The following is a 23,929-nucleotide window of genomic DNA, read 5'->3' as shown; positions in this document are numbered from 1 at the left end:
CTGCGACAACTCGCTCGAGGCGCGGCGGATTTCTTCCTTCGAGCCGCCGATGTCGATGCCCTTGGAATTGACCTTGCTCATTGCCGCTTCGAGATGGGCGAGCGCCTCGTTGAAGTTGTGACGCAGCGTTTCGTAACGCGCTCCGAGATCGCTGCAGCGGACGGTGAGGTCTCCCTGGGCCAGCGCTTCGAGCGCTTCGCCGATGGTGGAGACCACGCGGGTCTGCAGGGCGGCTTCCTGCTGCTGCAGGTCCAGGTTTTGCTGACGCTCGCGGTCGAGCTCCGTCTTCTGTTTTTCCTCGCGCGCGGCCATGGCATGGCGTTCGCGGATCTTTTCCTGCAGCGCCTGTGTGGCCTTCGCCATCATGCCCACTTCGTTCGACATTTCCGTATGCGGGATCGTCGCGGTGACGTTTTCGTCGGCGACGGCCTGCAGGGCAGTGTGCACGGCGGCAAGCGGCTTGGTGATATTGCGTATGACGATGAGGGCGACGCCGAGTGCAAACAGGAAGGCGATGAAGCCGATGCCGACCACTTCCAGGATCGTCTTGTTGATCTTGGCGTCGAGGTCGTCGGTGTAGACGCCCGTGCCTACAATGATCTGCCAAGGTTCGAAGGCGCGGGAATAGGCTGCCTTCTCGAAAACCTTGTCGGCCGGCATGCCGGGCTTTTCCCAGTAATAGGTGGTGACGCCGCCGCCGGCACGGCCCTTGGCGACCATCTCTTCGCGGAACAGGTTGCCCATCTTGTCGGGCTGACCCTTCTGGTTCACGCCGATCAGTTTGGAATTATAGTGGAACTGCGTCACAGTGTCGTAGTTCAGGCCGAAGATGTAGCCGGCCGGCTCGTACTTGATCCCAGCCACGGTTGCGTAAGCCAGTTTCTGCGCATCCTCGCGCTTCAGCTCACCCGATTTTTCCCGATCGTAATAGGATTGCAGGATGGAAATGCCGGATTCCACCTGGGTGCGCAGCATCTCGTAGCGCTCGGCATAGATGGAGGAGATCGACGTGCGGATCTGATAGTAGGTGACGGAGGCAAAGGCCACCATGAGCACTGCCACCATGGCCAATAACTGGTGGGAAATCTTGAGATTCTTCATGTTTCGACTCACTTTCAGGCAGCCGAATTCTCCCGGAGGAGCCGGAGCGGGGGCGAAGTTTTGGGGAAGCGCATCCTGCGCCGGGGTCACGTGCTTACATCGCACTAGGACGCGAGAGTGATCTCGAACATTTGAATAAAAATTTAATTATCGAGGCCTTGACAGCCCTAAACGCAAATAATTTGGGCAGGTTGGATTTGATAATGCGCAATTTACGCGCATGCCGTGAACAGGCGCTCCAGAAGCACTTTCTGCTATGTAAATATAATGATCTTCTAAACTTAGAACCGGTTGGTGCGCAGCACGAACAGGTCGAGGTCCAGCGCCCTCGGCGCAAGCGAAGCTTCGGCAATTCCGACCGACGCCTCGCCGATTGTTTTCACAGCGCTGGTCATGGCATCGGTATCGATGCCGTCAGACGGTGCTTCGGCGGCCGCGATCTGCGTCTGGGTCGAGCCGTTGGTCGTCGGGTGAACCTCGGCAATGGCCTTGTCCTCGGCCATCCATTTGGGCAGCTTGCTGACATGGATCACCGGGGAGCCGCCGAGCCAGGCTTCGGTGCGCGCCAGCTTCTTCTCACCGTTGATCTCGATGATTTCCGTCTTCTGGGTGCCTGCCGGCAGATCGGGAACCTTGTAGGCCGCCTCGTCCGATTTCGGTGCCGCGGCGATCGGGCAGCCTGCGCAGGTCTTGGCGACGATGCTGACGCCTGGCTGATGCGTGCCGTTGATCACCGTGATCGACGACGCGAAAGCGGAACTGCTTGCAAACACCAGAGCTGTAGCCAGAACGAGACGCATGACCGGGAATCCTTCTTGAGGTCCCCGATGATTACCGCGGCTTCGTTTCGATCCCGTCTGGATAATCGGTAAATTTTGAATGAACTGGCGGTATCGGGACTCAGTTCTTCTCGCGCGCCACCGCCTGCCAGCCGATATCGCGGCGGCAGAAGCCATTTTCCCATTGGACCTGGTCCACGAGCTCGTAGGCGCGGGCTTGCGCCTCCGCGACGGTCTCGGCGGTGGCCGTAACGTTCAGCACCCGGCCGCCGGTTGCGACGAGAGCGCCACCCTTGAGGGCCGTCCCGGCGTGGAAGATCTTCCCGCCGGCAGTATCCTCCGGCAGGTGGGCGATCGGGGTGCCCTTGTCATAGACGCCGGGATAACCCTTGGAGGCCATGACCACGGTCAGCGCCACGTCGTCGCTCCACTCCGCGGAAACCTGGTCGAGCGTCTCGGTCGCGGCCGCATGGAGCAGGTCGAGCAGGTCACTCTTCAGCCGCATCATCAGCACCTGGCATTCGGGGTCGCCGAAGCGGACATTGTATTCGATCAGTTCCGGACCCTTGGCGGTGATCATCAGGCCGGCGAAGAACACGCCGGTAAAGGGATGCCCGCTTTCGGCCATGCCGCGGATCGTCGGCTCGATGATCTCCTTCATCGTGCGCGCGACCATGTCCGGCGTCATGACGGGAGCGGGCGAATATGCGCCCATGCCGCCGGTATTGGGGCCGGTATCGCCGTCGCCGACCCGCTTGTGGTCCTGGGCCGTCGCCAGCGCCAGCGCCGTCCTGCCGTCGGACAGGCAGAAGAAGCTCGCCTCCTCCCCGTCCAGATAGGCTTCGACCACCACTTCCGCGCCGGCCGATCCGAAGGCGCCGTCGAAACAGTCGTCGATCGCCGCAAGCGCCTCGTCGAGCACCATGGCGACGGTGACGCCCTTGCCGGCGGCAAGCCCGTCTGCCTTCACGACGATCGGCGCGCCCTGTTCGCGCACATAGGCCTTGGCCTCGGCCGCGTCGGTGAAGCGGCGATAGGCGCCGGTCGGGATATCGTAGCGGGCGCAGAGGTCCTTGGTGAAACCCTTCGAGCCTTCGAGCTGGGCGGCGGCTGCGGAAGGACCGAAGGTCGCGATGCCCTTGGCGCGGAGATGGTCCGCAAGCCCGGCCACGAGCGGCGCCTCCGGCCCCACGACGACGAGATCGATTGCGTTGTCGATGCTGAAGGCCGCGACGGCGGCATGATCGTCGATGTCGAGCGATACGAGTTCGGCATGATCGGCGATGCCGGGATTGCCGGGGGCGGCGTAGAGTTTGCCGAGTTTCGGAGACTGGGCGAGTTTCCAGGCGAGCGCGTGCTCGCGTCCACCCGAACCGATCAAGAGAACCTTCATGTCCTGCCCTCGTCTGCGCTGAAAACCTTGGCCTTGCGCGGCGGTTAAGGGGAGGGGAGGCAAAGGTCAAGAGCCAAGGCTTAGGTGGCCTCCCATCTTGTGGCCGTCATGGCGTTTTGACGGGAGGCCGTTGCGTTCGACAAAGGTCAGAATTCACCACGCCGATTCTTGGCGCCACGTCGGATATCCAGGGTCGCCTGGAAGATCACCCTGTTCCGATAGGCGAGGAAAGGCACCGGTTCGTTCCGAAGGGACGCATCGTTCAGCTTCTGTTCGAGATAGGAAATGGCAGCCTCGAGCTCTTCATTGGCGACCGCCGTATCAAATGCCAGAATCCTGGCGGCGTTTTTGGGCATTCGTCTCTCCATTCGGCCACATCATGCGGCGGGATGGGTTTTAGTTGCCTGTCGCAGGAGGTGAGAGTGGGTTAATTCTTTTCCACAGGGCCTTGGTTAGCGATCGGTCACCGCCTGTTTCGTTCCGGCACGGCTGGCTCCAATCAAATTGTGGAACCGGCACTCGCCACGTTGCCTTGCCACAAACTTCGACTATGGTCGCGCCTCCCATTTGAACGAGGACGCCCATGGCCGCCGATCTCCGTTTCCTTGCCGCTGCTATTGCCGCGGAAATCAATGCCCGTCCCGAACAGGCCGCCGCCGCGATCGGGCTGATCGACGAGGGCGCCACCGTGCCGTTCATCGCGCGCTACCGCAAGGAAGTGACAGGCGGGCTGGACGACACGCAGCTGCGCAACCTGTCGGAACGCCTGGTCTATCTGCGCGAACTCGAAGCGCGCCGTTCGACGATCGTCGATTCGATCAATTCGCAGGGCAAGATGACCGACGAGCTTGCTGCAAAGATCGGCAAGGCGACGACCAAGGCCGAGCTCGAAGACCTTTATCTCCCCTACAAGCCGAAGCGCCGCACCCGCGCCGAGATCGCCCGCGAGCGCGGCCTTGGACCCTTGGCCGACGCGATCTGGGCGGACCGCAGCGCCGATCCGGCGAAACTGGCCGAAGCCTATATCAAGGATGAAGTCGCCGACGTGAAGACGGCGCTCGAAGGCGCCCGCGATATCGTCGCCGAGACGTTATCCGAAAATGCAGACCTGCTCGGCAAGCTGCGTCAGCATATGCGCAATGGTGCGACGCTGAAGGCCAAGGTTGTCGACGGCAAGCAGGAGGCCGGTGCCAAGTTCTCGGACTATTTCGATCATTCCGAACGCTGGTCGACAGCCCCCGGCCATCGCGCGCTTGCCATGCTGCGTGGCTGGAACGAGGAATTCCTGACGCTGACGATCGAAGTCGACCAGGACGATCCGTCGCCGATCAAGCCCGCCCAGCGCATCATCGCCCTTGCCTTCGACATTCGCGACCGGGGTGCTGCCGACCGCTGGCTGATGGAAGCCGCCGGCTGGACCTGGCGCGTCAAGCTCTCGGTCTCGCTGTCGCTCGACCTGATGCGCGAACTGCGCGAGCGTGCCGAGGAGGAGGCGATCCACGTCTTCGCCCGCAACCTCAAGGACCTTCTGCTCGCCGCACCTGCCGGTTCCCGCCCCACGATGGGCCTCGATCCGGGCATCCGCACCGGCGTCAAGGTGGCGATCGTCGATGCCACCGGCAAGCTGCTGGAAACCACCACAGTCTACCCGTTCCCGCCGAAGAACGACATCCGCGGCACCCAGGCCGAGCTCGCCTCGCTGATCCGCAAACACAATGTCGAGCTGATCGCCATCGGCAACGGCACCGGCAGCCGCGAGACGGAAAAGCTGGTCGCCGACATGCTGTTGAACCTTCCCGGCCAGAAGCCGACCAAGGTTATCGTCTCGGAAGCCGGCGCTTCCGTCTATTCCGCGTCGGAAACCGCCGCTCTCGAATTCCCCGGCCTTGACGTGTCGCTGCGCGGCGCCGTCTCCATCGCCCGCCGCCTGCAGGATCCGTTGGCGGAACTCGTCAAGATCGAACCGAAATCGATCGGCGTCGGCCAATATCAGCACGATGTCGACCAAGGAAAACTATCCCGGTCGCTGGATGCGGTGGTCGAAGACGCGGTGAATGCGGTCGGGGTCGATTTGAACATGGCGTCCGCGCCGCTGCTCGCCCGCGTCTCCGGCCTCAGCCGCTCGATTGCCGAGGCGATCGTCGCCCACCGCGACCAGAACGGCGCTTTTTCGAGCCGCAGGGACCTCCTGAAGGTCGCCCGCCTCGGCAACCGCACCTTCGAGCAGGCCGCCGGCTTCCTGCGCATCCCGAACGGCAAGGAGCCGCTCGATGCCTCCGCCGTCCATCCGGAAGCCTACGGTGTCGCCAAGAAGATCGTCGCCGCCTGCGGCCGCGACCTGCGCTCGCTGATGGGCGACAGCGCGGCGCTCAAGGCGCTCGACCCGAAGCGGTTCATTGACGAGACCTTCGGCCTGCCGACTGTCAAGGACATCATCGCCGAGCTGGAAAAGCCCGGCCGCGACCCGCGCCCGAGCTTCAAGACCGCCACCTTCGCCGAAGGCGTGTACGAGATCACCGACCTGAAACCGGGCATGATGCTCGAAGGCACGGTCACCAACGTCGCCGCCTTCGGCGCTTTCGTCGATATCGGCGTGCACCAGGACGGGCTGGTCCATGTCTCGCAGCTCGCCGACCGCTTCATCAAGGACCCGCACGAGGTGGTGAAAGCCGGCGACGTGGTCAAAGTCCGCGTCGTCGAGGTCGATGTGAAGCGCAAGAGGATAGCGCTGACCATGCGCAAGGACGGCGGCGAGGCGGCACCCGCTCCGCGCGGAGATCGCGACGTCCGGCCGGTTAACCCGAAATTGATGAAAACTGAAAAACCTTCATCTCAGGGCGCTTTTGGTGCGGCACTCGCAGAAGCTTTAAAACGCAAGTAATTTTCGCGGGCTTCCGGAAAATCTCAATCACAGCGTGCGGGCCGTCAGACAGGGGTTTGACGGCCTGATTTTTTATGTCATTTTCATGGCTGGAATGTGCTTGAAAGTCGCACAGAAACGCCTAGATTTTGGATTAGTAAGGTATCCTTAGTATTCTTGGAGGTGGGTCCGTGGCCTCGTCCCTTCACAATCTTCTCAGCAAAATCATCAAGACTGGAACTTTGATCGTACGCGGTTCGGGCGGCGAGCAGCGTTATGGCGGCGGCAGTGGGCGCTCCGTTTCGATACGGTTTATCGACGAGGCTGCCGAACGCGAACTGGTGGCGGATCCTCCCTTGAAGCTCGGCGAGCTTTACATGGACGGCCGTCTCGTCATCGATGACGGCGACATCTACGAGTTCCTGGCGCTCATCAAGGACAATACCCTCAGCGAAGGCCTGACCTTTGGGATGATCTGGCGCGGCATCGCCCGCGTGCTGGTTTCCCAGTTCCGCAACCGTGTGCCGATCAACCACAATCGGCGCAACGTCGCCCATCACTACGATCTCAACGAAAAGCTGTTCTCGCTCTTCCTTGACGAAGACTGGCAATATTCCTGCGCCTATTTCAATCCGCCGGGCATTTCGCTCGACGAGGCCCAGATCGCCAAGAAGCGCCATATCGTCGCCAAGCTGCTTGCCGAGCCGGGCCAGAAGGCGCTGGAGATCGGCTCCGGCTGGGGCGGCATGGCCATGTATCTGTCGGAATCTTCCGGCGTCGACGTAACCGGCATCACGCTCTCGACCGCGCAGCTCAAGATTTCGAACCAACGCGCCGCCAAGCGTGGGCTTGCCAACAGCGTCCGCTTCGAACTGCAGGACTACTATTACCTGCCGCCGGACAAGCGCTACGACCGCATCGTTTCCGTCGGCATGTTCGAGCACGTTGGCCGATTGAATTACCCCAAGTTCTTCAACAAGGTGAACGACGTTCTCGCCGATGACGGCGTGATGGTCCTGCATTCGATCGGCCAGCCCTATCCGGCCCTCATCAACAATCCCTGGATCGAGAAATACATCTTCCCGGGTGGTTATATCCCGGCGATCTCGGAAGTGATGCCGTCGATCGAGAAGGCGGGCCTGCTCGTCTCCGACATCGAAATCTTGCCGATGCACTATGCCCATACGCTGCGCCACTGGCGCGAGCGATTCATAGCCAACAAGGACAAGGCGGCGGCGCTTTACGACGATCGTTTCGTGCGGATGTGGGAGTTCTATCTGGCCGGTTCGGAAATGGCCTTCACCCATGAAAGCTTCTTCATTTTCCAGATGCAGATCGTCAAGAAACGTACCGCCGTTCCGGACAACCGCGACTACATCTACGAGCGCGAGGCGGAACTCAGGGCCTTCGAACAGAGCCGCATCCCGCTCGACAAGGTCGCCGTCTGAACGTCCGCTTGGTTAACAGGCTGGCAATGGAAATGCGATAATAGAACAGAAATCCCCAGTGGGGTCTCTGTTCTGTTTTGCGTTTTCAGGATCCATTGCCATGTCCCTGCCTCTCCGGGCTGCCCTTTTCATCTCCGTCTTTTCGATCGTTTCCCCCGGCAGCGCCGGGGCCCAGGAAGGTTTCTGGTCAGGCGACTGGTACCTGACGCTCGGCGGCGCCGGTTTCGTCGCGCCGAAATTCGAGGGCGACAACGGCCGCAGCCTGCAGTTCTCGCCGATCATTTCGCTCGGCCGCCAGAACAGCAAGCAGGCACGCTTCTCCTCCCGCAACGACAGCATCTCCTTCGCGCTGATCGACCAGGGTTCGATCCGCGCCGGCGTGGCGGCCAAGCTGATCATGCCGCGCGACGATGATACCTCCGATGATCTCAGGGGTCTGAAAAAGGTGAAGCTCGGCGGCGAAGTCGGCGGCTTCGTCGATATCTATCCGACCGACTGGATCCGCGCCCGGGCAGAAATCCGCCAGGGCATCCGCAGCCACGAGGGTGTCGTCGCCGATGTCTCGGTCGATGCCTTCACCGATCTTCAACCGGACCTCAGGCTTTCCGGCGGTCCGCGGGCGACCTGGGCAAGCAACGGCTACAACGATGCCTATTACAAGGTGACCCCGAGCGAGTCAGCGGCGTCGGGCCTCTCCGCCTACGATCCGGGCAGCGGCCTGCATTCGGTGGGCGTCGGTGCGGCGCTGACCTGGAAGGCGACCGAACAGCTCGAGCTCACCTCGTTCGCCGAATACAAGCGGCTGACGGGCGATGTCGCCGACAGCAGCCTGGTGCGCGAGCGAGGCTCAAAAAACCAGCTGATGTTCGGCGTTTCGGCAAGCTACAAATTCGGCTTCTCGCTGCCCTAAGGCGTCGTTCTTTCACGCCGCGAGGCGCGGGCGTCTCCACTCCGGAAGGCGACAAAGCGCCGGCTTGACCGTAGCGTTCGGCCGGCGCTAGAACCGGCCATGACGAACGCCGACGATTTCAGCGGCCGCGTGGCCGACGCTCCATCCGACAACTGGGTCTACCGCGTCCTGCCGCGGCCGGCCTGGCCCTATGCGCAGCTCGCAAGGTGGGACCGGCCGATCGGCTGGCAGCTTTTGATGTGGCCGTGTTTCTGGTCCGCGGCGCTGGCGGCGAACGCTGCCAAGGAAGATGGCCCGTTTTCCCTCGGCCTCCTGCTTTTCCACCTCGCGCTGTTCTTCCTGGGGTCGGTCGCCATGCGCGGCGCCGGCTGCACCTATAACGATCTGGTCGACCATGACATCGACATGGAAGTGGCGCGTACCCGTTCGCGGCCGCTGCCCTCCGGCCGCGTCTCCCGCTTCGAAGCCAAGGTCTTCATCGCCGTGCAGGCGCTGGTCGGCCTGCTCGTCCTCATCCAGTTCAACGCCTTCACCATCCTGCTCGGCATCCTGTCGCTGGCGGTGGTGGCGATCTATCCCTTCGCCAAGCGGTTCACCGACTGGCCGCAGTTTTTCCTGGGTCTTGCATTTTCCTGGGGCGCGCTGATGGGCTGGGCCGCAACGTTTGGCAGTCTCTCGCTTGCCGCCATCTGGCTCTACCTTGCCGCCATCGCCTGGACGATCGGATACGACACGATCTATGCCCATCAGGACAAGGAGGATGACGAGCTGATCGGGGTACGCTCGACCGCGCGTCTCTTCGGCGACAATACCAAGCCGTGGCTGATCGGTCTTTACGGCCTGACGCTCGTCTTCCTGCTGCTCGCTTTCGGATCGGCCGGCGTCGGTTTCCTTGCCTATCTCGGCCTTTTCGCCGCGGCGGTAATGTTCGGCTGGCAGGTTCTGGTCCTCGATATCGGCAATGCCGACCAGTGCCTGAAGCTTTTCAAGTCCAATAACCGCGTTGGCGCGATCCTGTTTGCCGGCCTCCTCCTGTCGCTCGCCCTTTAATGGAAAAAGCCCGACCGCTTGAGGATCGGGCTCTCTCCCACCTTATCGCGCGGGCGGTGGACAAAGGGACAAGCAAAGCCCTACCGACGCGCGATAATCTCCTTGCCTTCGATTTTCATCGTCACGCCCAGGCTGCCGGTGGTGCGGCGGACCAGGAAGCGCGGCCGGCGGGCCGCGAAATAGGAATGGCGGCGGCGCTGCCTGACGGCATTGGTGCGCACGTCGCCGATATGGTTTTCCAGCGGCCGGGCGATGCCGTCGGCTTCCACCATCAGCATTGGAATGCGATAGGCGTCCGACCAGCTCCGCCAGTCGGCGGCGATGTCGCAGAGGTCGTGGGCGACGAGCAGCGGGATGCACAGATCCGGATCGTCGTGATGCAGTTCGAGCGTGACCGTCACTTCGCCATCGCCGTGGTCTATGGCGCGGGCCGCAACCCCTTTGAAGGCGCGGGCGGGCAGGGCGAAGGAGAGCGGCAGGCCGCTTGCGGGAAGGATCTTACGCAGCACGGCGCCGCGTTCGTCGATGGTGATGGAGACATCTCCTGATGTCTCGCGCAGCGCATAGGTAACCTGCTGCGGGAAACGAGACGGATCGAGCCTGAATGTCGACCCTGCCCAGACGGGCTTCAGAACAGTGTTGGTCATCGATATGCTACCCTTGTTTTACCTGAGAGCCGTTGCCGGTTTCTCTACGGGACTTTTGTCCTCTGATAGCCAAAGCATAGGGCGGGCCATGTTCGAGACTGCTTAAAAATAGCGGTTAAAGAAGCCTTGCCTGCCTGGATGGTTAGCGAAAGGGCACGCTTTTGGGTTTCCGGAAAGTGAATCGCGGCATTCCTGTCCAGGCCTGGGACAATCCCGGGGCGACGCCGGAACGCCCAGAAAAGCCCCGGGCAAGGCTAGGTCGCGATGATTGCGGCAGCATCATTCCGACTCGTGGGGCGTTTCCGTGGTATCGACCTATCTCACCTTCGATCTTGTCAATCGCGACATGCAGAAAAGCCTGAAGACGATCGCCGGGCAGACGATGGTCGTCAACGATACGAAGTACTACCAGGAGAATATCGGCAAGATAAAAACGGTCGACGAGTTCCTCGACAACTATCGCCTCTATTCCTATGCGATGCAGGCGCATGGCCTGGATGACATGATCTACGCCAAGGCGTTCATGAAGCAGGTGCTGGAAAGCGATCTCAGCGACGACAACAGCTTCGCGAACCGCCTGACCGACGACCGATATCAGAATATCGCCGCAGCCTTCAATTTCGGCGTTTCCAACGGAGAAGGGGCCGTCGCCCAGTCCAATGGGCAGATGGAGGAACTCTTCGATACCTATGACCAGACGATCGCCGCCCAGGACGATACGCTCGAGGCCGACACCCGCTATTTCAAGGTGATGCTGGGCGAGACCGGCCACATCACCAACGTCGATCAGCTGCTGGCCAATCCGAGGCTCCGCGACTATCTGTTCACCGCCTATGGCATCGATACGAAATACTACAATTACAATGCGATCCGCGGCGTGCTGGTGAGCGATCCAGCCGACCCGACCAGCTTTTACAACACCGCCTACGGCAACACACTCGACCAGTATAATGCGGTGAAAACCGAGGACAGCGAGCTTGCCGAGCGGCTGAGCCTCAGCACAGGCATTCCCGCTCTTCAGGACTCGATCACGCTTGGCCAGCAGAGGAAAACCGATCTCGAGACCCAGATCGCCACCAAGCAGGATGAGCTGAATAATGGCGGCCCGCCGACCCTCCAGGACGAGATCGACGCCATGCAGGTGGAGTTGACCAAAACGGTGGAGGCGATCCAGAAAGACCAGACCACCCTGGCCACATCGCAGACGCGCTATACCGAGCTGGATGGCAGGCTGGTGCCGATCGCCCAGACGGCGGAACGGCGCGCTGAACTTGCAAAAATCATCGCTGCCGGGGCGTCCGATGCGCCCTATCTCGGCTTGATGAAATCGCTTGCCGAGGATTTCAAGTTCAATGCGGACGGCTCGGTGCCGGCAGGCGGCGCGGTCACTCCCGAAAAGCTGCTGGAGATCGTCGGCGGTTTCTTCAACAAGCAGACCCGTATCACCCATGCCGAGGCGATGTTCAACCAGGAGCTCTTCGAGCAGGAGCTCAAGACGGCCACCAATGTCACCGATTTCATCGATGATCCGCGGCTCCTCAAATACATCAAGGTTGCCTTCAATCTCGACAAGGTCACGGTTGTCAAGACGACGATCGAGCAGATCTTGACGAGCGACCTCTCCGACCCGAACAGCTATGCGAACCGCTTTGGGGATACCAATCCGGAATATCTGGAGCTGGCGAAGGCCTTCAATTTCAATACCGACGGTACCGTCGCCGCCGGTCAGGCCCAGGACGAATTGCAGACCAGCTCCACCCGCAGCGACTATATGAGCCGCTGGGACGACAAGCAGGAAGCGGATCTCGACAAGACCATCAAGTTCTACAAGCTCAAGCTTTTTGAGGTGAAGACGCTTGACGACTTCCTGCACAACGACGCCCAGGACTCCTTCGACTTTGCTCTTGAGGCGGTTGGCCTCGATCCGACGACGGTTTCGAAACTGACGATCAAGCAGGCCCTGAAAAGCGACCTTTCCGATCCGAACAGCTATATCTACAAGCTGAACGATGAGCGCTTCGTCTCGCTTGCCAAGTTCTTCAACTTCGACACGAAGGGGGGCGTCACGCGGCAGGTGCTGCTCCAGTCCAATGCGGCAATCACCAATGTCGCCAAGGACTACATCCTGCGCCAAAGCCGGTTCATGGAAGGCGACGAACTCAAGGCGGCCAGGGAGAAAGCCCAGACCGAGGCGAAATATTATACCGCCGCGATGCAGCGTATCGGCAGCCGCGACGAGCTGCTCGCCGACCGCAAGACGCTCGACATCCTGATGATCTCCAAGGGGATAGATCCTTCCACGGTCACCAACGACTTCTTGAAGGAGGCTTTCAACTCGGATCCCGCCGATCCCGAGAGCTTCGTCAATACCCAGACGGACAAGCGGTTTGCACAGATCGTCGGTACGTTCAATTTCGATGCCAAGGGCGAGATCGACCGCAGCTCGGCAGGCGAGGCCCAGAATGGCGGCGAAGTTGTCGCGACCCAGGACCTTTACGTCCGGCAGATGCTCGAAACCCAGCAGGGCGAGGAAAATCCGGGCGTCCGCCTCGCGCTTTATTTCGAGCGCATGTCCGACAGCATCACCGATCCTTACGTGATCCTCGGCGACGAGGCGCTGATGGAGTTCTTCCGCGTCACCTTCAGCCTGCCCCCGGAAATCGGCAACATGGATGTCGATCAGCAAGCCAAGATAGTGGAAAAGAAGCTCGATCTCGAAGACCTGGCCGATCCCGAAAAGGTGAGGAAATTGGTGCAGCGCTTCACGATCATGTACGATCTGGAGAACAGCGTGAACACCGCATCGGCGGTGAGCATCCTGAGTGGCGGCAGCGGCTCGGCCGGCATCAGCTCGGATACGCTGTGGGCACTGTCCCAGATCAGAATGAGCTGAGAGCGAACCGCTCGTCTCAGGCGTCGTCGCTCTTGTCGGCCGTCTCAAAGCGCGGATCGGCGTTCGATTCGAGCCAGTCGAGGTCTGCGCGCATGGCGTCGCGGCTCGCCTTTTCCATCCGCCGGTAGCGGGACAGCAGTTCCTGGCCGAATTCGGTCAGGCCCGCACCCCCGCCGCTTTTCCCGCCATGGCGGGTAAAGATCGACGGCTCCTTGAACATCCGGTTGATTTCGTCGCCGAGCAGCCATGCCCGTCGGTAGGACATGCCGATCGAAGCGCCCGCCGCCCGGATCGAGCCGTGCTCGGCTATCAGTTCCAGAAGCTGCGCCTTGCCCGGACCGAGCCGCACGCCGTTGTCGAGGTCGATCCGGATCGTGGTCTTCGACCGTTGGCTCATGGAATGGCCACTACCTTGCCGGGGTTCATGATGCCGGCCGGGTCGAACGCCTGCTTGATGCGCCGCATCAGGTCCATCTCGATCGGCGAGCGGATATGGGCAAGCTCGTCGCGCTTCAACTGGCCGATGCCGTGTTCGGCCGAAATCGACCCGCCGGCGGCGAGCACGATGCCGTGGACGATCGCGTTGATTTCCCGCCAGCGGCCGATGAACGCTGCCTTGTCGGCGGCCATGTCGGCGCTGATCGGCTGCGAGATATTGTAGTGGATGTTGCCGTCGCCGAGATGGCCGAAGGCGCAGACCCGGGCGCCCGGCATGGCCGCCAGCACCGCCTGCTCGGCTTCTGCCATGAAGCTCGGGATTTTCGAGACGGGCACCGACACGTCGTGCTTGATCGACCCGCCCTCCGGCTTCTGGGCGTCGGACATGCTTTCGCGCATGTGCCAGAGCGCCTTCTGCTGGGCGACGGAGGAGGCGATCACGGCGTCACGGATGAGGCCCGCCTCGAAACCCTGTTCGAGCAGCGATTGCACCATGGATCCGGCCGTCTCGGCGGAATCCGAAGTCGAGATGTCGATCAGCGCGTACCACGGATGCGGCTCGGAGAGCGGACCGCGCACGCCCTCGATATGCCGGGTCACGAATTCGATGCCGATGCGCGGCATCAGTTCGAAACCGGTCAGCGCCGTGCCGCAGAGGTTCGAGGCCCGCTCGAAGAGCTTCAGCGCGTCCGCCGGCGAATTGACCCCGGCAAGCGCCACCTGGTGCCCGACCGGCTGCGGGAAAAGTTTCAGCACCGCGCCGGTGATGATGCCGAGCGTGCCTTCCGCGCCGATGAACAAGTCACGCAGGTCGTAGCCGGTATTGTCCTTCTTGAGTCGGCGCAGGCCGTCCCAGATCTCGCCTGTCGGCAGCACCACTTCCAGCCCCAGGCAGAGCTGGCGGGTATTGCCGTAGGCGAGCACGGCGGTGCCGCCGGCATTGGTGGAAAGGTTGCCGCCGATGCGGCAGGAGCCCTCCGAACCAAGCGACAGCGGAAACAGCCGGTCGACGGCTTCCGCCGCCTTCTGAACGTCGGCAAGGATGGCGCCGCCATCGGCGACCAGCACGTTTGCGACCGGATCGACGTCCCGGATGCGGTTCATCCGTTCGAGCGAGACGATCAGGTCGTTGCCGCCGGTGCGCGGCGTCTGGCCCCCGACAAGGCCGGTATTGCCGGTCTGGGGCACGATTGGCGTGCCGGTCTCGCTCGCAAGCTTCAGGATCGCGGCAACCTCCTCGACCGAGCCCGGCTTCAGGAGCATCGGCGAAGAACCTTTGTAGAGGCCGCGGCCCTCAACGAGATGCGGCGCAAGATCGTTCGCGTCGCGCAGGACGTGGTTTTCGCCGACGATCGCCGCGAAGCGGTCGAGAAGCTCTGGTTTCGGCCCTGAAATGTCCATCGGCGTCTCCTCCTCTTTTGCCCCCAGCTTATTCCCGCGGGGCCGCCGCCCTCGCCAGCCGGTCGTTGATGGCCTCGCCAAGCCCATGGTCGGGAATGGGCGTGACGGCGATGCTGGCGGCGCCGGTGGCGTCGGCGCGTTTCAGGTAATCGAACAGATTTGCCGCCGCCTGCGCAAGATCGCCGGACGGGCTCAGGTCAAAAACCGCTGCGGCAAGCTCCATTCCTTTCACCGGCGCGGAACCGAGCCGGATCAAGGCCTCGCCGGTCTCGACATGGTCGGCGTTGAGCCTCACCGCTGCACCGGGCGCATAATGAGAGGCCAGCATGCCGGGAGCCTCGATGATCGCCGCCGGTCCCTCCGGTCGGATCACCGCAAGACCGGTTGCCGTCTCGATCTCTTCGGCGGCTACCCCGCCCGGTCTCAGCAGCCGGATCACGCCGTTCTCGACGCGAACGATGGTCGATTCGACACCGACCGGAGCCGCACCGCCGTCGATGATCAACGCCAGCTTCTCGCCCAGGTCGTCGGCCACGTGGCGCGCGCTGGTCGGGCTCACCTTGCCGGACGTATTGGCGCTGGGAGCCGCGAGCGGCCTGCCGAAGGCACGGATGAGTTCGGAAGCGAAGCCCTTGGGAAGCCGGATGCCGACCGTATCGAGCCCGGCCGTCGCCAGCGCATGAATGCCGCTTTCGGGCTTCAGCGGAAGGATCAGGGTGAGGGGACCCGGCCAGAAGGCTTCGGCAAGCCTGCGCGAGATCGGATCGAAGTCGGCATAGCGCTCGGCCATGTCGAGATCCGACATGTGGCAGATCAGCGGGTTGAAGCGCGGCCGGCCTTTGGTCTCATAGATGCGGGTGATGGCGGCGGGATTGGTGGCGTCGGCCGCAAGTCCGTAGACCGTCTCGGTCGGGATCGCCACGGGAAGTCCGTCCGCAAGGACGGTGCAGGCTTGACGAAGCGCGCCGTCATGATCCCGGATGATGTCGATGATTTGAGCCGTCATATCCGCCCGTCAATAACGCGGACCCGAGCGTCTTCAAAGCTTTTTGATGATCTCGCGGAGCATTTCGTTGGACGTGCCGAGCATCAGGACGTTCTTGATGGCTTCCATCGGATCCTTGGTCTGGAACAGAAGGCCGTTCTTGCGGATCGTGCGGTTGATCTGCAGCGGCTGATCGGCCTCGCGTTCGACCGCAACGGCAAAATACATGCGCGAATAGGCCGGGCTGATATGTTCGAAGAACGTTTCTTCCTCGCCGATCTTGGAGAAGAAGTTGGCGATATAGAACGACCAGCTCACAGGGATGCCGCGTGGAAGAAAGGTTCTTGCCGCGGTGACGTGGCAATAGCCGAGATGCGGCCGCTCATCGAGCGTGTGGTGAAAGATGATCTTCGGAAACTGGATCGAGCGATGGAAGGAGTTGATCCGGTTGTGGCTCGTTTCCCCGGCTGCCTCGAGCCTTTTGCCGGTGCGCTCTGCGACCTCTTCATGGGTGAGGTAACGGCGCTCTTCCGGCAGCCAGACCGGATTGTAGCGGGCGATGCGCCCCGTCCGGAGGAATTCGGAATGGACAGCAGTCTTCATCACCACCGGCGCCGGAGGCTTTGGTGGCGGAGCTTTGTAATAACGGATCTTTCCCTTGGCCTGCACGGTGGCATCGCTCCCATTCGAGCCGGGATTTTATGGCTTATCCCTTAATGACAGGTTTCGCTTTCGTGGGGCTGGAGTGTTGCATTTTGGGCCGTTTCGCTGCTGTCGCCAACGCGGTTGCCGATGTCGCAATGTCGCCTATGCGACACGCTCGCTCGATGATTATATCCGCCTCGATCTTGAGGTGCCGCCTGGCTAGGGAAGGCGGAGAATTGGGAAGCCGGCAGGGGTCTGAAAAAACCGATCCGGCGCTGCCCCCGCAACGGTGGTGGAGCAATAAGGCACGGCAAAAGCCACTGGGAAAGAGCCGCAAAGGCCGCCCGGGAAGGCGCCGAGCCGGTCCCCCCAAGGGACAAGCTCCTGAGCCCGGAAACCAGCCTCGGGACAAAAGACGACGACCGGACGCGGCGGGCGTTCGGGACAGGGTGTTGGGCAGGCCTTGAGGCCGGCCGGCATTTCCATGTCCTTCCGCTGTCCACATTGACGAGGAAGGTAATTATGGAAATTCGCAATCAGGCCCTGCGGCAGCTCAAGAACCGCCGCGAAGGCTTCAGCCTCGAACAGCCCTTCTATACCGATCCCGCCTATTACAAGCTCGATCTGGAAATGATCTGGTACCGCGACTGGCTGTTCGTCGGACATGATTGCGAGCTGCCCAAGGCCGGAGCCTATTTCACCCTGCAGATCGGCGATTATCCCATCGTCGTCGTGCGCGGCCGCGACAACCAGATCCGGGCGCTGCACAATACCTGCCGTCACCGCGGCAGCCGCGTCTGCACCAAGGAGCACGGCTCGGCGGTCCGGCTCGTCTGTCCCTACCATCAGTGGACCTACGAGCTGGACGGCTCTCTTTTGGTCGGCCGCCAGATGGGTCAGGATTTCGACAAGACCCAGTTCAACATGAAGAAGGTCCATTGCGAGAGCGTCGCCGGCTATATCTTCATCTGCCTTGCCAACGAGGCGCCCGATTTCGCGCCGGTTCGCGCGGCGATCGAACCCTATATGGCCCCGCATCGCCTCTCGGAAGCCAAGGTCGCGCACCAGTCGACGATCATCGAGAAGGGCAACTGGAAGCTCGTCTGGGAAAACAACCGCGAATGCTACCACTGCGCCGCCAACCACCCGGAGCTCTGCCGTACCTATCCGGAATCGCCGACCGCGACCGGCGTCCAGGGTGCCAAGGACGATCCGGTCATTGCCGCCCATTGGCAGCGTTGCGAAGAGGCCGGGTTGCCGAGCGAATTCCGGATGGACGAGACCGGCCAGTTCCGCGTGGCCCGCATGCCGCTGATCGAGGATGCCGAGAGCTATACGATGACCGGCCGCAACGCCGTGCAGCGCAAACTCTCCGACGACGTGACGATCAATTCGATCGGCACCATGCTGCTCTTCCACTATCCGAGCAGCTGGAACCACATTCTCGGCGACCATGCGATCTCCTTCCGCGTCACCCCGCTCGGGCCGGAGGAAACGGCGGTCACCACCAAATGGCTGGTTCACAAGGATGCGGTCGAGGGCGTCGACTACAATCTCGAAGAACTGACCCATGTCTGGAACATGACCAACGACCAGGACCGCCAGATCGTCGAGGAAAATGCCTTCGGCATCCGCTCGCCCGCCTATGAGCCGGGTCCCTATTCGACGCTCCACGAAGGCGGCGTCATGCAGTTCGTCGAATGGTATTCGAACTTCATGGTCAACCGGCTGCAGGGCGACCAGGCGAAACTTTCGATCGTCGCCTGATCGCCAAGTCGTGATCGGCGCCGGGCGCCCCGCCAGGAACGGAAGCTCACATCCGCCGTTGTTTTCTCATCGAAAATCAGAATGAGGAAACGCCCAAGATGAATGCTCTTCGTTTGCGCTTGACCGCGGCGGCAGTCGCCGTTGTCACGACATTTGCCGGGCTTGTGCCTGCGCAGGCTGTCCAAATGCCGGCGCCGCCGGCTGGCATTTCGGCCGCCGGCGATATCACCAATGTCCAGTACCGTCGCGACTTCCGGCGTGACCGTTATGGCTGGTATCGCGGCCCCCGCGGTTATCGTGATCGCCGGTCGGGCTACCGTTATCACAACGGGTTCTGGTTCCCGCTCGCCGCCTTCGGCGCCGGCGCCATCATCGGTGGTGCCATACAGGCCGACCGTGGCGGTCATTCGAGCCGTCACGTCGCCTGGTGTGAGAGCCGCTATCGCAGTTATCGGGCCTGGGACGACACCTATGTGCCGCGCGCCGGCGTGAGGGCACGCTGCATCTCGCCATACAGGTAAGCAAGCGTTGACCATCTCTCCGTCAAGCCCGGTCGCGGCATATGCCACGGCCGGGCTTGCTTCGTCGCGGCGCACGTTAATTGCGCGTTCAGGATGAACTTCCTAAGGTTGCGGCAAAATTTAAATTCGCTGCATACTGAAATAACTGGCTGTCAAAAATTGACGCATGGACAAGGGAACTGGGGACTTAACATGACTCTTTTGAAGAAGATCGCGGTTGCGGGAATTTCCGCTGCCGTTCTCGCGGGCGCTCTGATGCCCGCTCAGGCAATGCCGCTGCCGTCCGCTCCGGCCACCGGAATCGAAACCGGCACTAACACCGACGTGACCCCCGTGCAGTACCGTCGCCATGGCGGCGGCTGGTATGGCGGGCATCGCGGTTATCGCGACTACCGTCCGGGCTATCGCCGTCATAACGGCTACTGGTTCCCGCTGGCGGCATTCGGTGCCGGCGCCCTGATCGGCGGCGCCATCGCGGCCCAGCCGCGTTATGCCGAGCCGGCTCCGGCCTATGGCGGCGGCGACGATATCAATCCGCGCCACTACGAATGGTGTGCCGATCGCTACCGTTCCTACGACGCCTATTCGAATTCGTTCCAGCCAAACTACGGCCCGCGCCAGACCTGCTACTCGCCTTATTTCTGAGAGCGTCCGTCGGCACGACCTCACCCCGTCCGGTATCGAACCCGGGCGGGTTTCGTTTATCCAGCGGTCAGAGAATGCCGGTGCGCTTCAACAGCCACCAGGCGGCAAGCACCGAAACGCCGATCAAGCCGAAGGCATAGGTCGTCCCGCCGGAACCTCCCTCGAAGGGTAGCGACGAGGTGTTCATTCCGAAAAAGCCGGTGACCAAAGTCGGCGGCAGCAGGAAGGCGGTCATCAGCGACAGGATGTAGAGGTGCCGGTTGGTCTCGGAGGAGAGCTTCGAGTCGATTTCCTCGTGCAGCAGTCGTGCCCGCTCCTGAAGCGCGTAGACATCGTGGTCCGCCGCCTCCAGCCGGCCGATCAGCCGCGAGGCGGCATCGTCGAAACCGGGCGGCATCTCGTCGTCGTCGGTCGCCGCTGCGCGCCGCAGCAGCGTCAGCACCGTCCTCAGGTGCCGGTGCAGCCTGACCACCGTCCGCCTGATCGGCGCGAGGCGTCGGCGTTCATCGCGTGGCGTGTTGTCGTAGACGAAATCCTCGATGATGTTCATTTCTTCTGTGAGCTCCATCACCAGCGCGATCAGCGTGCGCTGGAATTCGGCAACCAGTGTCTCGAACACGTCGATCGGCTTGCTGTAACGCGAGGCGTTCTTTTCGATCGCCGCCCGCACCCGGTCGATCGAGCGTAGGGGCTGCAGGCGCGTGGTGATGATGATCCTGTCCGAGACGAAGAAATGCAGCCAGCCGATATTGCGTGTCTCGCTGTCGAATTCCCGCTGGAAGTCGACCAGGGTGCCATAGACGAGCTGCTCGTCGAGCGTCACGGCGGCGTGCGTGTCGTGGGTGGTGAGAGCGGCGATAGCCGGCGGCGTCAGGCCAGGAAAGCTCTCCAGGAAGGCGTTGACCCGGCTGTCGGCGAGGTTGAGATGCAGCCACAGGAACCCGTCGCCGACTTCGAGATCGCTGCGCGCCGCATCAATCGGCAACCGGGTGCAGGGCGCCGAGCCCGGATGGAAGCGATAGGCCCAGACGAGGCCTGGGACGGCGGGGTTCACGAGGGACATGGGCGAGGAATCCGGAAGCATAGGCATCACTCCATAGACCTCTTGTGTAACGCTGGTTTCAACAAGATTCTCTAAAGCCGAAGAAGTAGCTTCTTGAAGGTGAATATCGCAAGCAATCCGAGCTGTCGCCGCCGCCGACCGAAACGATCCGGGCCTTTTGGCATGGCCGGACGCCGCGCTTGACGGTTATCTGGCTGACGAAGACGAAGACCTCGTTACGGCAGCTCTGACGAACGAATATTGACAACCGTATTTACGTTTACGTAAAAAGCATATGAGGAATGCCGACGGAGCAGAATCGGCTAGAATACGGCAGTTACGTCTGCGCCCACGAGGAGGATCATCATGTACAAGGCACCGGTCGAGGAGATCGCCTTCACCCTGAACCACGTGGCGGGCCTTTCCGACGCCCTGGAGATCGGCAGGTTCGGCGACTTGAGCGCCGATCTGGTCGAGGCGATCCTGGAGGAGGCGGGACGGTTCGCCGGCAATGAGATGGCGCCGCTCGGCGAGATCGGTGACAAACAGGGCGCCCGCCTGACCGACGGCAAGGTGACGACACCGGATGGTTGGCCGGAACTCTATCGTCACTGGCGCGAGGGCGGCTGGAACGGCCTGACCGCGCCGGAAGCCTATGGCGGCCAGAACCTGCCGCATATGCTCAACGTCGCCGCGCTGGAAATGTGGAATTCCGCCTCCATGGCGTTCGCGCTTGCCCCGACGCTCACCATGGGCGCGATCGAGGCGCTGGTCGCGCACGGCAGCGAGGCGCTGAAGGAAAAATACCTGGCGAAGATGGTCTCCGGCGAATGGACCGGCACCATGAACCTGACCGAGCCGCATGCCGGCTCCGATCTCGGCGTCCTGAAGACCCGCGCCGAGCGCAGCGACGACGGCACCTACCGCATTTTCGGCCAGAAGATCTTCATCACCTGGGGCGAGCACGACGCCGCCGACAACATCATTCATCTGGTGCTGGCGCGTCTACCCGATGCGCCTGCCGGGACCCGCGGCATCTCGCTGTTCCTGGTCCCCAAATTCCTGGTGGGCGACGACGGATCGCTGGAAGCACGCAACGACGTCTTCTGCCATTCGATCGAACACAAGCTCGGCATCCACGGCTCGCCGACCTGCACGATGATCTATGGCGACGGCAAATATTCTCCCGGCAACGAGGAGGATAAGGGCGCGATCGGCTGGCTGATCGGCGAGGAGAACAAGGGCCTCGCTTGCATGTTCACGATGATGAACAATGCGCGCCTGGCGGTTGGCATGCAGGGCGTGGCGATCGCCGAAGCCGCAACCCAGAAGGCGGTCGCCTTTGCCAGGGAACGCACCCAGGGCAAGGCGCCAGGCTGGTCGGGGAATGGCATGAGCCCGATCATCGACCATCCGGATATCGCCCGCACGCTGATTACGATGAAGGCGCTGACGCAGGGGGCACGCGCCATCTGCTACACCTGCGCCCACGCGATCGACATGTCGCATCACACCCTAGGCGACGAGGCCCGCCACTGGACCGAACGCGCAGCGCTTCTGACACCGATCGCCAAATCTTTCGCAACTGACGCCGGCGTCGACGTGGCGTCGCTCGGCATCCAGGTGCATGGCGGCATGGGCTTCATCGAGGAGACGGGGGCTGCCCGCTACCTGCGCGACGCCCGCATCGCGCCGATCTACGAGGGCACCAACGGCATCCAGGCGATCGACCTCGTGACCCGCAAGCTGCCGCTCTCCGGCGGCGAGACGGTGCGCGGCTTCATCGGCGAGTTGAAGGAGATCGCCGACAAGGTCTCGGCCTCCAACGATCCGGGATTCGGCCAGACGGGAGACCGACTGCGGGCTGCCATCGCCGCACTCGAAACCGCCACCGGCTGGCTGCTGGAAACTCAAGGGGCCGGAAAGGCGGCCGATGCGCTTGCCGGCGCGACGCCCTACCAGCGCCTGTTCGGCCTGGTGCTGACCGGCTGTTATCTTGCCAAGGGCGCGCTTGTTGCCGTCGATAACGGTGACCCGGAAAAGCGCGTCGCGCTCTGCCGCTTCATGGCCGAAAACCTGCTCGCCGAAACTTCGGCGCTGAAGGACCGCGTCATTTCAGGCGCCGAGAGCTTGCAAGCTGCCCGCGCGGTCCTGGCGTGAAGGAGACATCCGTGAGCGATAACCACATCCTCGTCGAGCGCCCCGAGGCCCAGCCGGGCGTCATGGTGATCCGCTTCAACCGGCCGGAAAAGAAGAACGCCATCACCTCGGCCATGTACGACCGCATGACCACGGCGCTCGAAGAGGCGAACAGCGACGACGCCGTTCGCGCAGTCGCCTTCCTCGGCACCGAAGGCTGCTTTTCCGCCGGCAACGACATGGGCGATTTCCTCGCCTATGCCATGTCCGGATCGAAGGATGCGCCTGCCGCCGCCGTTTTCATCAAGGCCTTAGCGCTTGCCGAAAAGCCGCTGGTGTCCGGCGTGGATGGCCTCGCGATCGGCATCGGCACCACCTTGAACATGCATTGCGACCTGACGGTCGCCTCCGCCCGCAGCTTGTTCAAGACGCCCTTCGTCGATCTGGCGCTGGTGCCGGAAGCCGCTTCCAGCCTGCTGGCGCCGAAAGTCATCGGCCACCAGCGCGCCTTTGCGATGCTGGTGGCGGGTGAGGGATTTTCCGCGCAGGCGGCGCTCGATGCCGGGCTGATCTGGAAGATCGTGGAGCCGCAGGCGGTCGAAGCCGAGACGCTGGCGCTGGCCGCCAGCCTTTCGGCGAAACCACCCCAGGCCCTGAGGATCGCCCGCGACCTGGTGCGCGGACCGCGCGACGCGGTGCTCGCCCGCATGGATGAGGAACTGGCGCATTTCTCCGCCCAGCTCAAAAGTGCAGAGGCGCGCGCCGCCTTCGAGGCCTTCATGCGACGTTAACGGTGTCCCGTGGGAAACTCCGCTCCCGTCTTCTTTTGACGCAGCTTCAGCGCTAGATTGCCCCCATAACCTGGGAGGAAAGAATGTCCTATCGTTTCTGGTCGTGCTTGCTCGTATCGCTTCTGGCAATAGCGCCGGCGCAGGCCGAGACGCTGGCATTCCCATTGCAGAGCCAGCCGCTGCAACTCGCCCAGAGCCCCTCCGTCACCATCGGCCCGAACGGCGTCATCATCCGCCGCGACGATGATCGTGACCGCTATCGTGACGGGGACAGGGATCGCGACCGTGACCGCGATAGAGATCGCCCCCGCCCCCAGCGTTATGTCTGCGTCGTCTCCCCGCCGCCCAGCATGGATCGCCGTCGTCCCTATGTCTGCAACGCCGAGCCCGGCCGCGTCGGCGGCCGCTGCCGCTGCTCCGGCGTGGTGGGTAGCGGCACGCTCGATCTGGATCGGTAAGAGGCCCGGCGGTCAC

Annotated in this window: 21 protein-coding genes and 1 riboswitch; of the genes, 11 read left to right on the top strand and 10 right to left on the bottom strand. The window is 62.4% G+C overall.

All coding sequences use genetic code 11. The features are described 5' to 3' along the window. The 4 genes from GQ59_RS20110 to GQ59_RS20095 form a co-directional block, all read right to left on the bottom strand. On the bottom strand, positions 1 to 1,101 hold a 1,101-nt coding region (locus tag GQ59_RS20110), incomplete at its 3' end, for a cache domain-containing protein (RefSeq protein WP_037084373.1). 281 nt (positions 1,102 to 1,382) lie between these two features. Continuing rightward, a complete protein-coding gene (locus GQ59_RS30680) occupies positions 1,383 to 1,901 on the bottom strand; it encodes a plant virulence effector HPE1-like domain-containing protein (protein ID WP_051904084.1) in 519 nt (172 codons plus the stop codon). A 100-nt stretch (positions 1,902 to 2,001) separates the two neighbouring features. After that, positions 2,002 to 3,273, bottom strand: a complete 1,272-nt coding sequence (purD, locus tag GQ59_RS20100; protein WP_037084371.1) for a phosphoribosylamine--glycine ligase — start codon at positions 3,271 to 3,273, stop codon at positions 2,002 to 2,004. A gap of 146 nt (positions 3,274 to 3,419) precedes the next feature. Further along, positions 3,420 to 3,629: a hypothetical protein gene (locus GQ59_RS20095; RefSeq protein ID WP_037084369.1), complete on the bottom strand. Its 210-nt coding sequence runs from the start codon at positions 3,627 to 3,629 to the stop codon at positions 3,420 to 3,422. Positions 3,630 to 3,856: 227 nt separating this feature from the next. Here GQ59_RS20095 and GQ59_RS20090 point away from each other — a divergent pair, with 227 nt between their 5' ends. The 4 genes from GQ59_RS20090 to ubiA all read left to right on the top strand — a co-directional run bounded on the left by GQ59_RS20090 (position 3,857) and on the right by ubiA (position 9,541). Then, positions 3,857 to 6,154 (top strand): Tex family protein, encoded by a 2,298-nt coding sequence (locus GQ59_RS20090; protein ID WP_037084367.1) that lies wholly within the window; start codon positions 3,857 to 3,859, stop codon positions 6,152 to 6,154. Between the two features lie 170 nt (positions 6,155 to 6,324). Then, complete coding sequence (locus GQ59_RS20085; RefSeq protein ID WP_037084364.1) at positions 6,325 to 7,581, top strand: cyclopropane fatty acid synthase; 1,257 nt, start codon at positions 6,325 to 6,327, stop codon at positions 7,579 to 7,581. A gap of 100 nt (positions 7,582 to 7,681) precedes the next feature. Continuing rightward, positions 7,682 to 8,491 (top strand): MipA/OmpV family protein, encoded by an 810-nt coding sequence (locus tag GQ59_RS20080; protein WP_037084362.1) that lies wholly within the window; start codon positions 7,682 to 7,684, stop codon positions 8,489 to 8,491. A gap of 99 nt (positions 8,492 to 8,590) precedes the next feature. Next, positions 8,591 to 9,541, top strand: a complete 951-nt coding sequence (gene ubiA / locus GQ59_RS20075; RefSeq protein WP_037084361.1) for a 4-hydroxybenzoate octaprenyltransferase — start codon at positions 8,591 to 8,593, stop codon at positions 9,539 to 9,541. Between the two features lie 80 nt (positions 9,542 to 9,621). Here ubiA and GQ59_RS20070 read toward each other — a convergent pair whose 3' ends face one another. Next, positions 9,622 to 10,188, bottom strand: a complete 567-nt coding sequence (locus tag GQ59_RS20070) for a DUF6101 family protein (RefSeq protein WP_037084360.1) — start codon at positions 10,186 to 10,188, stop codon at positions 9,622 to 9,624. A 304-nt stretch (positions 10,189 to 10,492) separates the two neighbouring features. Between GQ59_RS20070 and GQ59_RS20065 the strand changes: the two genes are divergently transcribed. Next, positions 10,493 to 13,081 carry a DUF1217 domain-containing protein gene (locus tag GQ59_RS20065; protein WP_037084444.1) on the top strand — a complete coding sequence of 863 codons (2,589 nt, stop codon included), beginning with the start codon at positions 10,493 to 10,495 and terminating at the stop codon, positions 13,079 to 13,081. Positions 13,082 to 13,097: 16 nt separating this feature from the next. Here the strand turns inward: GQ59_RS20065 and GQ59_RS20060 are convergent, their stop codons facing one another. The 4 genes from GQ59_RS20060 to GQ59_RS20045 are packed head-to-tail and all read right to left on the bottom strand — an operon-like array spanning position 13,098 to position 16,574. Further along, positions 13,098 to 13,478 carry a winged helix-turn-helix domain-containing protein gene (locus tag GQ59_RS20060; RefSeq protein ID WP_037084357.1) on the bottom strand — a complete coding sequence of 127 codons (381 nt, stop codon included), beginning with the start codon at positions 13,476 to 13,478 and terminating at the stop codon, positions 13,098 to 13,100. Continuing rightward, positions 13,475 to 14,920: an FAD-binding oxidoreductase gene (locus GQ59_RS20055; protein ID WP_037084354.1), complete on the bottom strand. Its 1,446-nt coding sequence runs from the start codon at positions 14,918 to 14,920 to the stop codon at positions 13,475 to 13,477. Before GQ59_RS20055 ends, GQ59_RS20060 begins: the two co-directional genes overlap by 4 nt. A gap of 28 nt (positions 14,921 to 14,948) precedes the next feature. Further along, positions 14,949 to 15,926, bottom strand: coding sequence for an L-threonylcarbamoyladenylate synthase (locus GQ59_RS20050; RefSeq protein WP_037084353.1), 978 nt, complete (start codon positions 15,924 to 15,926; stop codon positions 14,949 to 14,951). A gap of 33 nt (positions 15,927 to 15,959) precedes the next feature. After that, complete coding sequence (locus GQ59_RS20045; RefSeq protein ID WP_037084351.1) at positions 15,960 to 16,574, bottom strand: DUF6656 family protein; 615 nt, start codon at positions 16,572 to 16,574, stop codon at positions 15,960 to 15,962. Positions 16,575 to 16,739: 165 nt separating this feature from the next. Next, positions 16,740 to 16,970: riboswitch (cobalamin riboswitch) on the top strand. A 102-nt stretch (positions 16,971 to 17,072) separates the two neighbouring features. Between GQ59_RS20045 and GQ59_RS20040 the strand changes: the two genes are divergently transcribed. The 3 genes from GQ59_RS20040 (at position 17,073) to GQ59_RS20030 (ending at position 19,483) form a co-directional block, all read left to right on the top strand. Further along, positions 17,073 to 18,317 carry an aromatic ring-hydroxylating oxygenase subunit alpha gene (locus GQ59_RS20040; protein ID WP_037084350.1) on the top strand — a complete coding sequence of 415 codons (1,245 nt, stop codon included), beginning with the start codon at positions 17,073 to 17,075 and terminating at the stop codon, positions 18,315 to 18,317. Between the two features lie 98 nt (positions 18,318 to 18,415). Further along, positions 18,416 to 18,838 carry a BA14K family protein gene (locus tag GQ59_RS20035; RefSeq protein WP_037084348.1) on the top strand — a complete coding sequence of 141 codons (423 nt, stop codon included), beginning with the start codon at positions 18,416 to 18,418 and terminating at the stop codon, positions 18,836 to 18,838. A gap of 192 nt (positions 18,839 to 19,030) precedes the next feature. Next, positions 19,031 to 19,483, top strand: a complete 453-nt coding sequence (locus GQ59_RS20030) for a BA14K family protein (protein ID WP_037084347.1) — start codon at positions 19,031 to 19,033, stop codon at positions 19,481 to 19,483. Between the two features lie 67 nt (positions 19,484 to 19,550). On the opposite strand, the gene GQ59_RS20025 is transcribed toward GQ59_RS20030, so the two are convergent. Further along, positions 19,551 to 20,546 carry a transporter gene (locus tag GQ59_RS20025; RefSeq protein WP_037084443.1) on the bottom strand — a complete coding sequence of 332 codons (996 nt, stop codon included), beginning with the start codon at positions 20,544 to 20,546 and terminating at the stop codon, positions 19,551 to 19,553. Between the two features lie 345 nt (positions 20,547 to 20,891). Between GQ59_RS20025 and GQ59_RS20020 the strand changes: the two genes are divergently transcribed. The 3 genes from GQ59_RS20020 to GQ59_RS20010 all read left to right on the top strand — a co-directional run bounded on the left by GQ59_RS20020 (position 20,892) and on the right by GQ59_RS20010 (position 23,913). Continuing rightward, on the top strand, positions 20,892 to 22,685 hold the full coding sequence (locus GQ59_RS20020) for an acyl-CoA dehydrogenase (protein ID WP_037084346.1): 1,794 nt from the start codon (positions 20,892 to 20,894) through the stop codon (positions 22,683 to 22,685). 11 nt (positions 22,686 to 22,696) lie between these two features. After that, positions 22,697 to 23,455, top strand: a complete 759-nt coding sequence (locus GQ59_RS20015) for a crotonase/enoyl-CoA hydratase family protein (protein WP_037084345.1) — start codon at positions 22,697 to 22,699, stop codon at positions 23,453 to 23,455. A gap of 83 nt (positions 23,456 to 23,538) precedes the next feature. Beyond that, on the top strand, positions 23,539 to 23,913 hold the full coding sequence (locus tag GQ59_RS20010; protein WP_037084343.1) for a hypothetical protein: 375 nt from the start codon (positions 23,539 to 23,541) through the stop codon (positions 23,911 to 23,913). Positions 23,914 to 23,929: the final 16 nt, after the last annotated feature.

The sequence above is a fragment of the Neorhizobium vignae genome, from assembly GCF_000732195.1.
GTDB classification, from domain to species: domain Bacteria; phylum Pseudomonadota; class Alphaproteobacteria; order Rhizobiales; family Rhizobiaceae; genus Neorhizobium; species Neorhizobium vignae.
Note: the sequence above shows the minus strand (reverse complement) of the source record. Positions and strands in the feature narration are given on the sequence as shown.

Excerpts from the sequence above, each read along its gene's own strand:
- GQ59_RS30680 (WP_051904084.1), bottom strand. The coding sequence starts at position 1,901 with ATGCGTCTCGTTCTGGCTACAGCTCTGGTGTTTGCAAGCAGTTCCGCT.
- purD (WP_037084371.1), bottom strand. The coding sequence starts at position 3,273 with ATGAAGGTTCTCTTGATCGGTTCGGGTGGACGCGAGCACGCGCTCGCC.
- GQ59_RS20095 (WP_037084369.1), bottom strand. The coding sequence starts at position 3,629 with ATGCCCAAAAACGCCGCCAGGATTCTGGCATTTGATACGGCGGTCGCC.
- GQ59_RS20090 (WP_037084367.1), top strand. The coding sequence starts at position 3,857 with ATGGCCGCCGATCTCCGTTTCCTTGCCGCTGCTATTGCCGCGGAAATC.
- GQ59_RS20080 (WP_037084362.1), top strand. The coding sequence starts at position 7,682 with ATGTCCCTGCCTCTCCGGGCTGCCCTTTTCATCTCCGTCTTTTCGATC.
- ubiA (WP_037084361.1), top strand. The coding sequence starts at position 8,591 with ATGACGAACGCCGACGATTTCAGCGGCCGCGTGGCCGACGCTCCATCC.
- GQ59_RS20070 (WP_037084360.1), bottom strand. The coding sequence starts at position 10,188 with ATGACCAACACTGTTCTGAAGCCCGTCTGGGCAGGGTCGACATTCAGG.
- GQ59_RS20060 (WP_037084357.1), bottom strand. The coding sequence starts at position 13,478 with ATGAGCCAACGGTCGAAGACCACGATCCGGATCGACCTCGACAACGGC.
- GQ59_RS20055 (WP_037084354.1), bottom strand. The coding sequence starts at position 14,920 with ATGGACATTTCAGGGCCGAAACCAGAGCTTCTCGACCGCTTCGCGGCG.
- GQ59_RS20050 (WP_037084353.1), bottom strand. The coding sequence starts at position 15,926 with ATGACGGCTCAAATCATCGACATCATCCGGGATCATGACGGCGCGCTT.
- GQ59_RS20040 (WP_037084350.1), top strand. The coding sequence starts at position 17,073 with ATGGAAATTCGCAATCAGGCCCTGCGGCAGCTCAAGAACCGCCGCGAA.
- GQ59_RS20035 (WP_037084348.1), top strand. The coding sequence starts at position 18,416 with ATGAATGCTCTTCGTTTGCGCTTGACCGCGGCGGCAGTCGCCGTTGTC.
- GQ59_RS20030 (WP_037084347.1), top strand. The coding sequence starts at position 19,031 with ATGACTCTTTTGAAGAAGATCGCGGTTGCGGGAATTTCCGCTGCCGTT.
- GQ59_RS20025 (WP_037084443.1), bottom strand. The coding sequence starts at position 20,546 with ATGTCCCTCGTGAACCCCGCCGTCCCAGGCCTCGTCTGGGCCTATCGC.
- GQ59_RS20020 (WP_037084346.1), top strand. The coding sequence starts at position 20,892 with ATGTACAAGGCACCGGTCGAGGAGATCGCCTTCACCCTGAACCACGTG.
- GQ59_RS20010 (WP_037084343.1), top strand. The coding sequence starts at position 23,539 with ATGTCCTATCGTTTCTGGTCGTGCTTGCTCGTATCGCTTCTGGCAATA.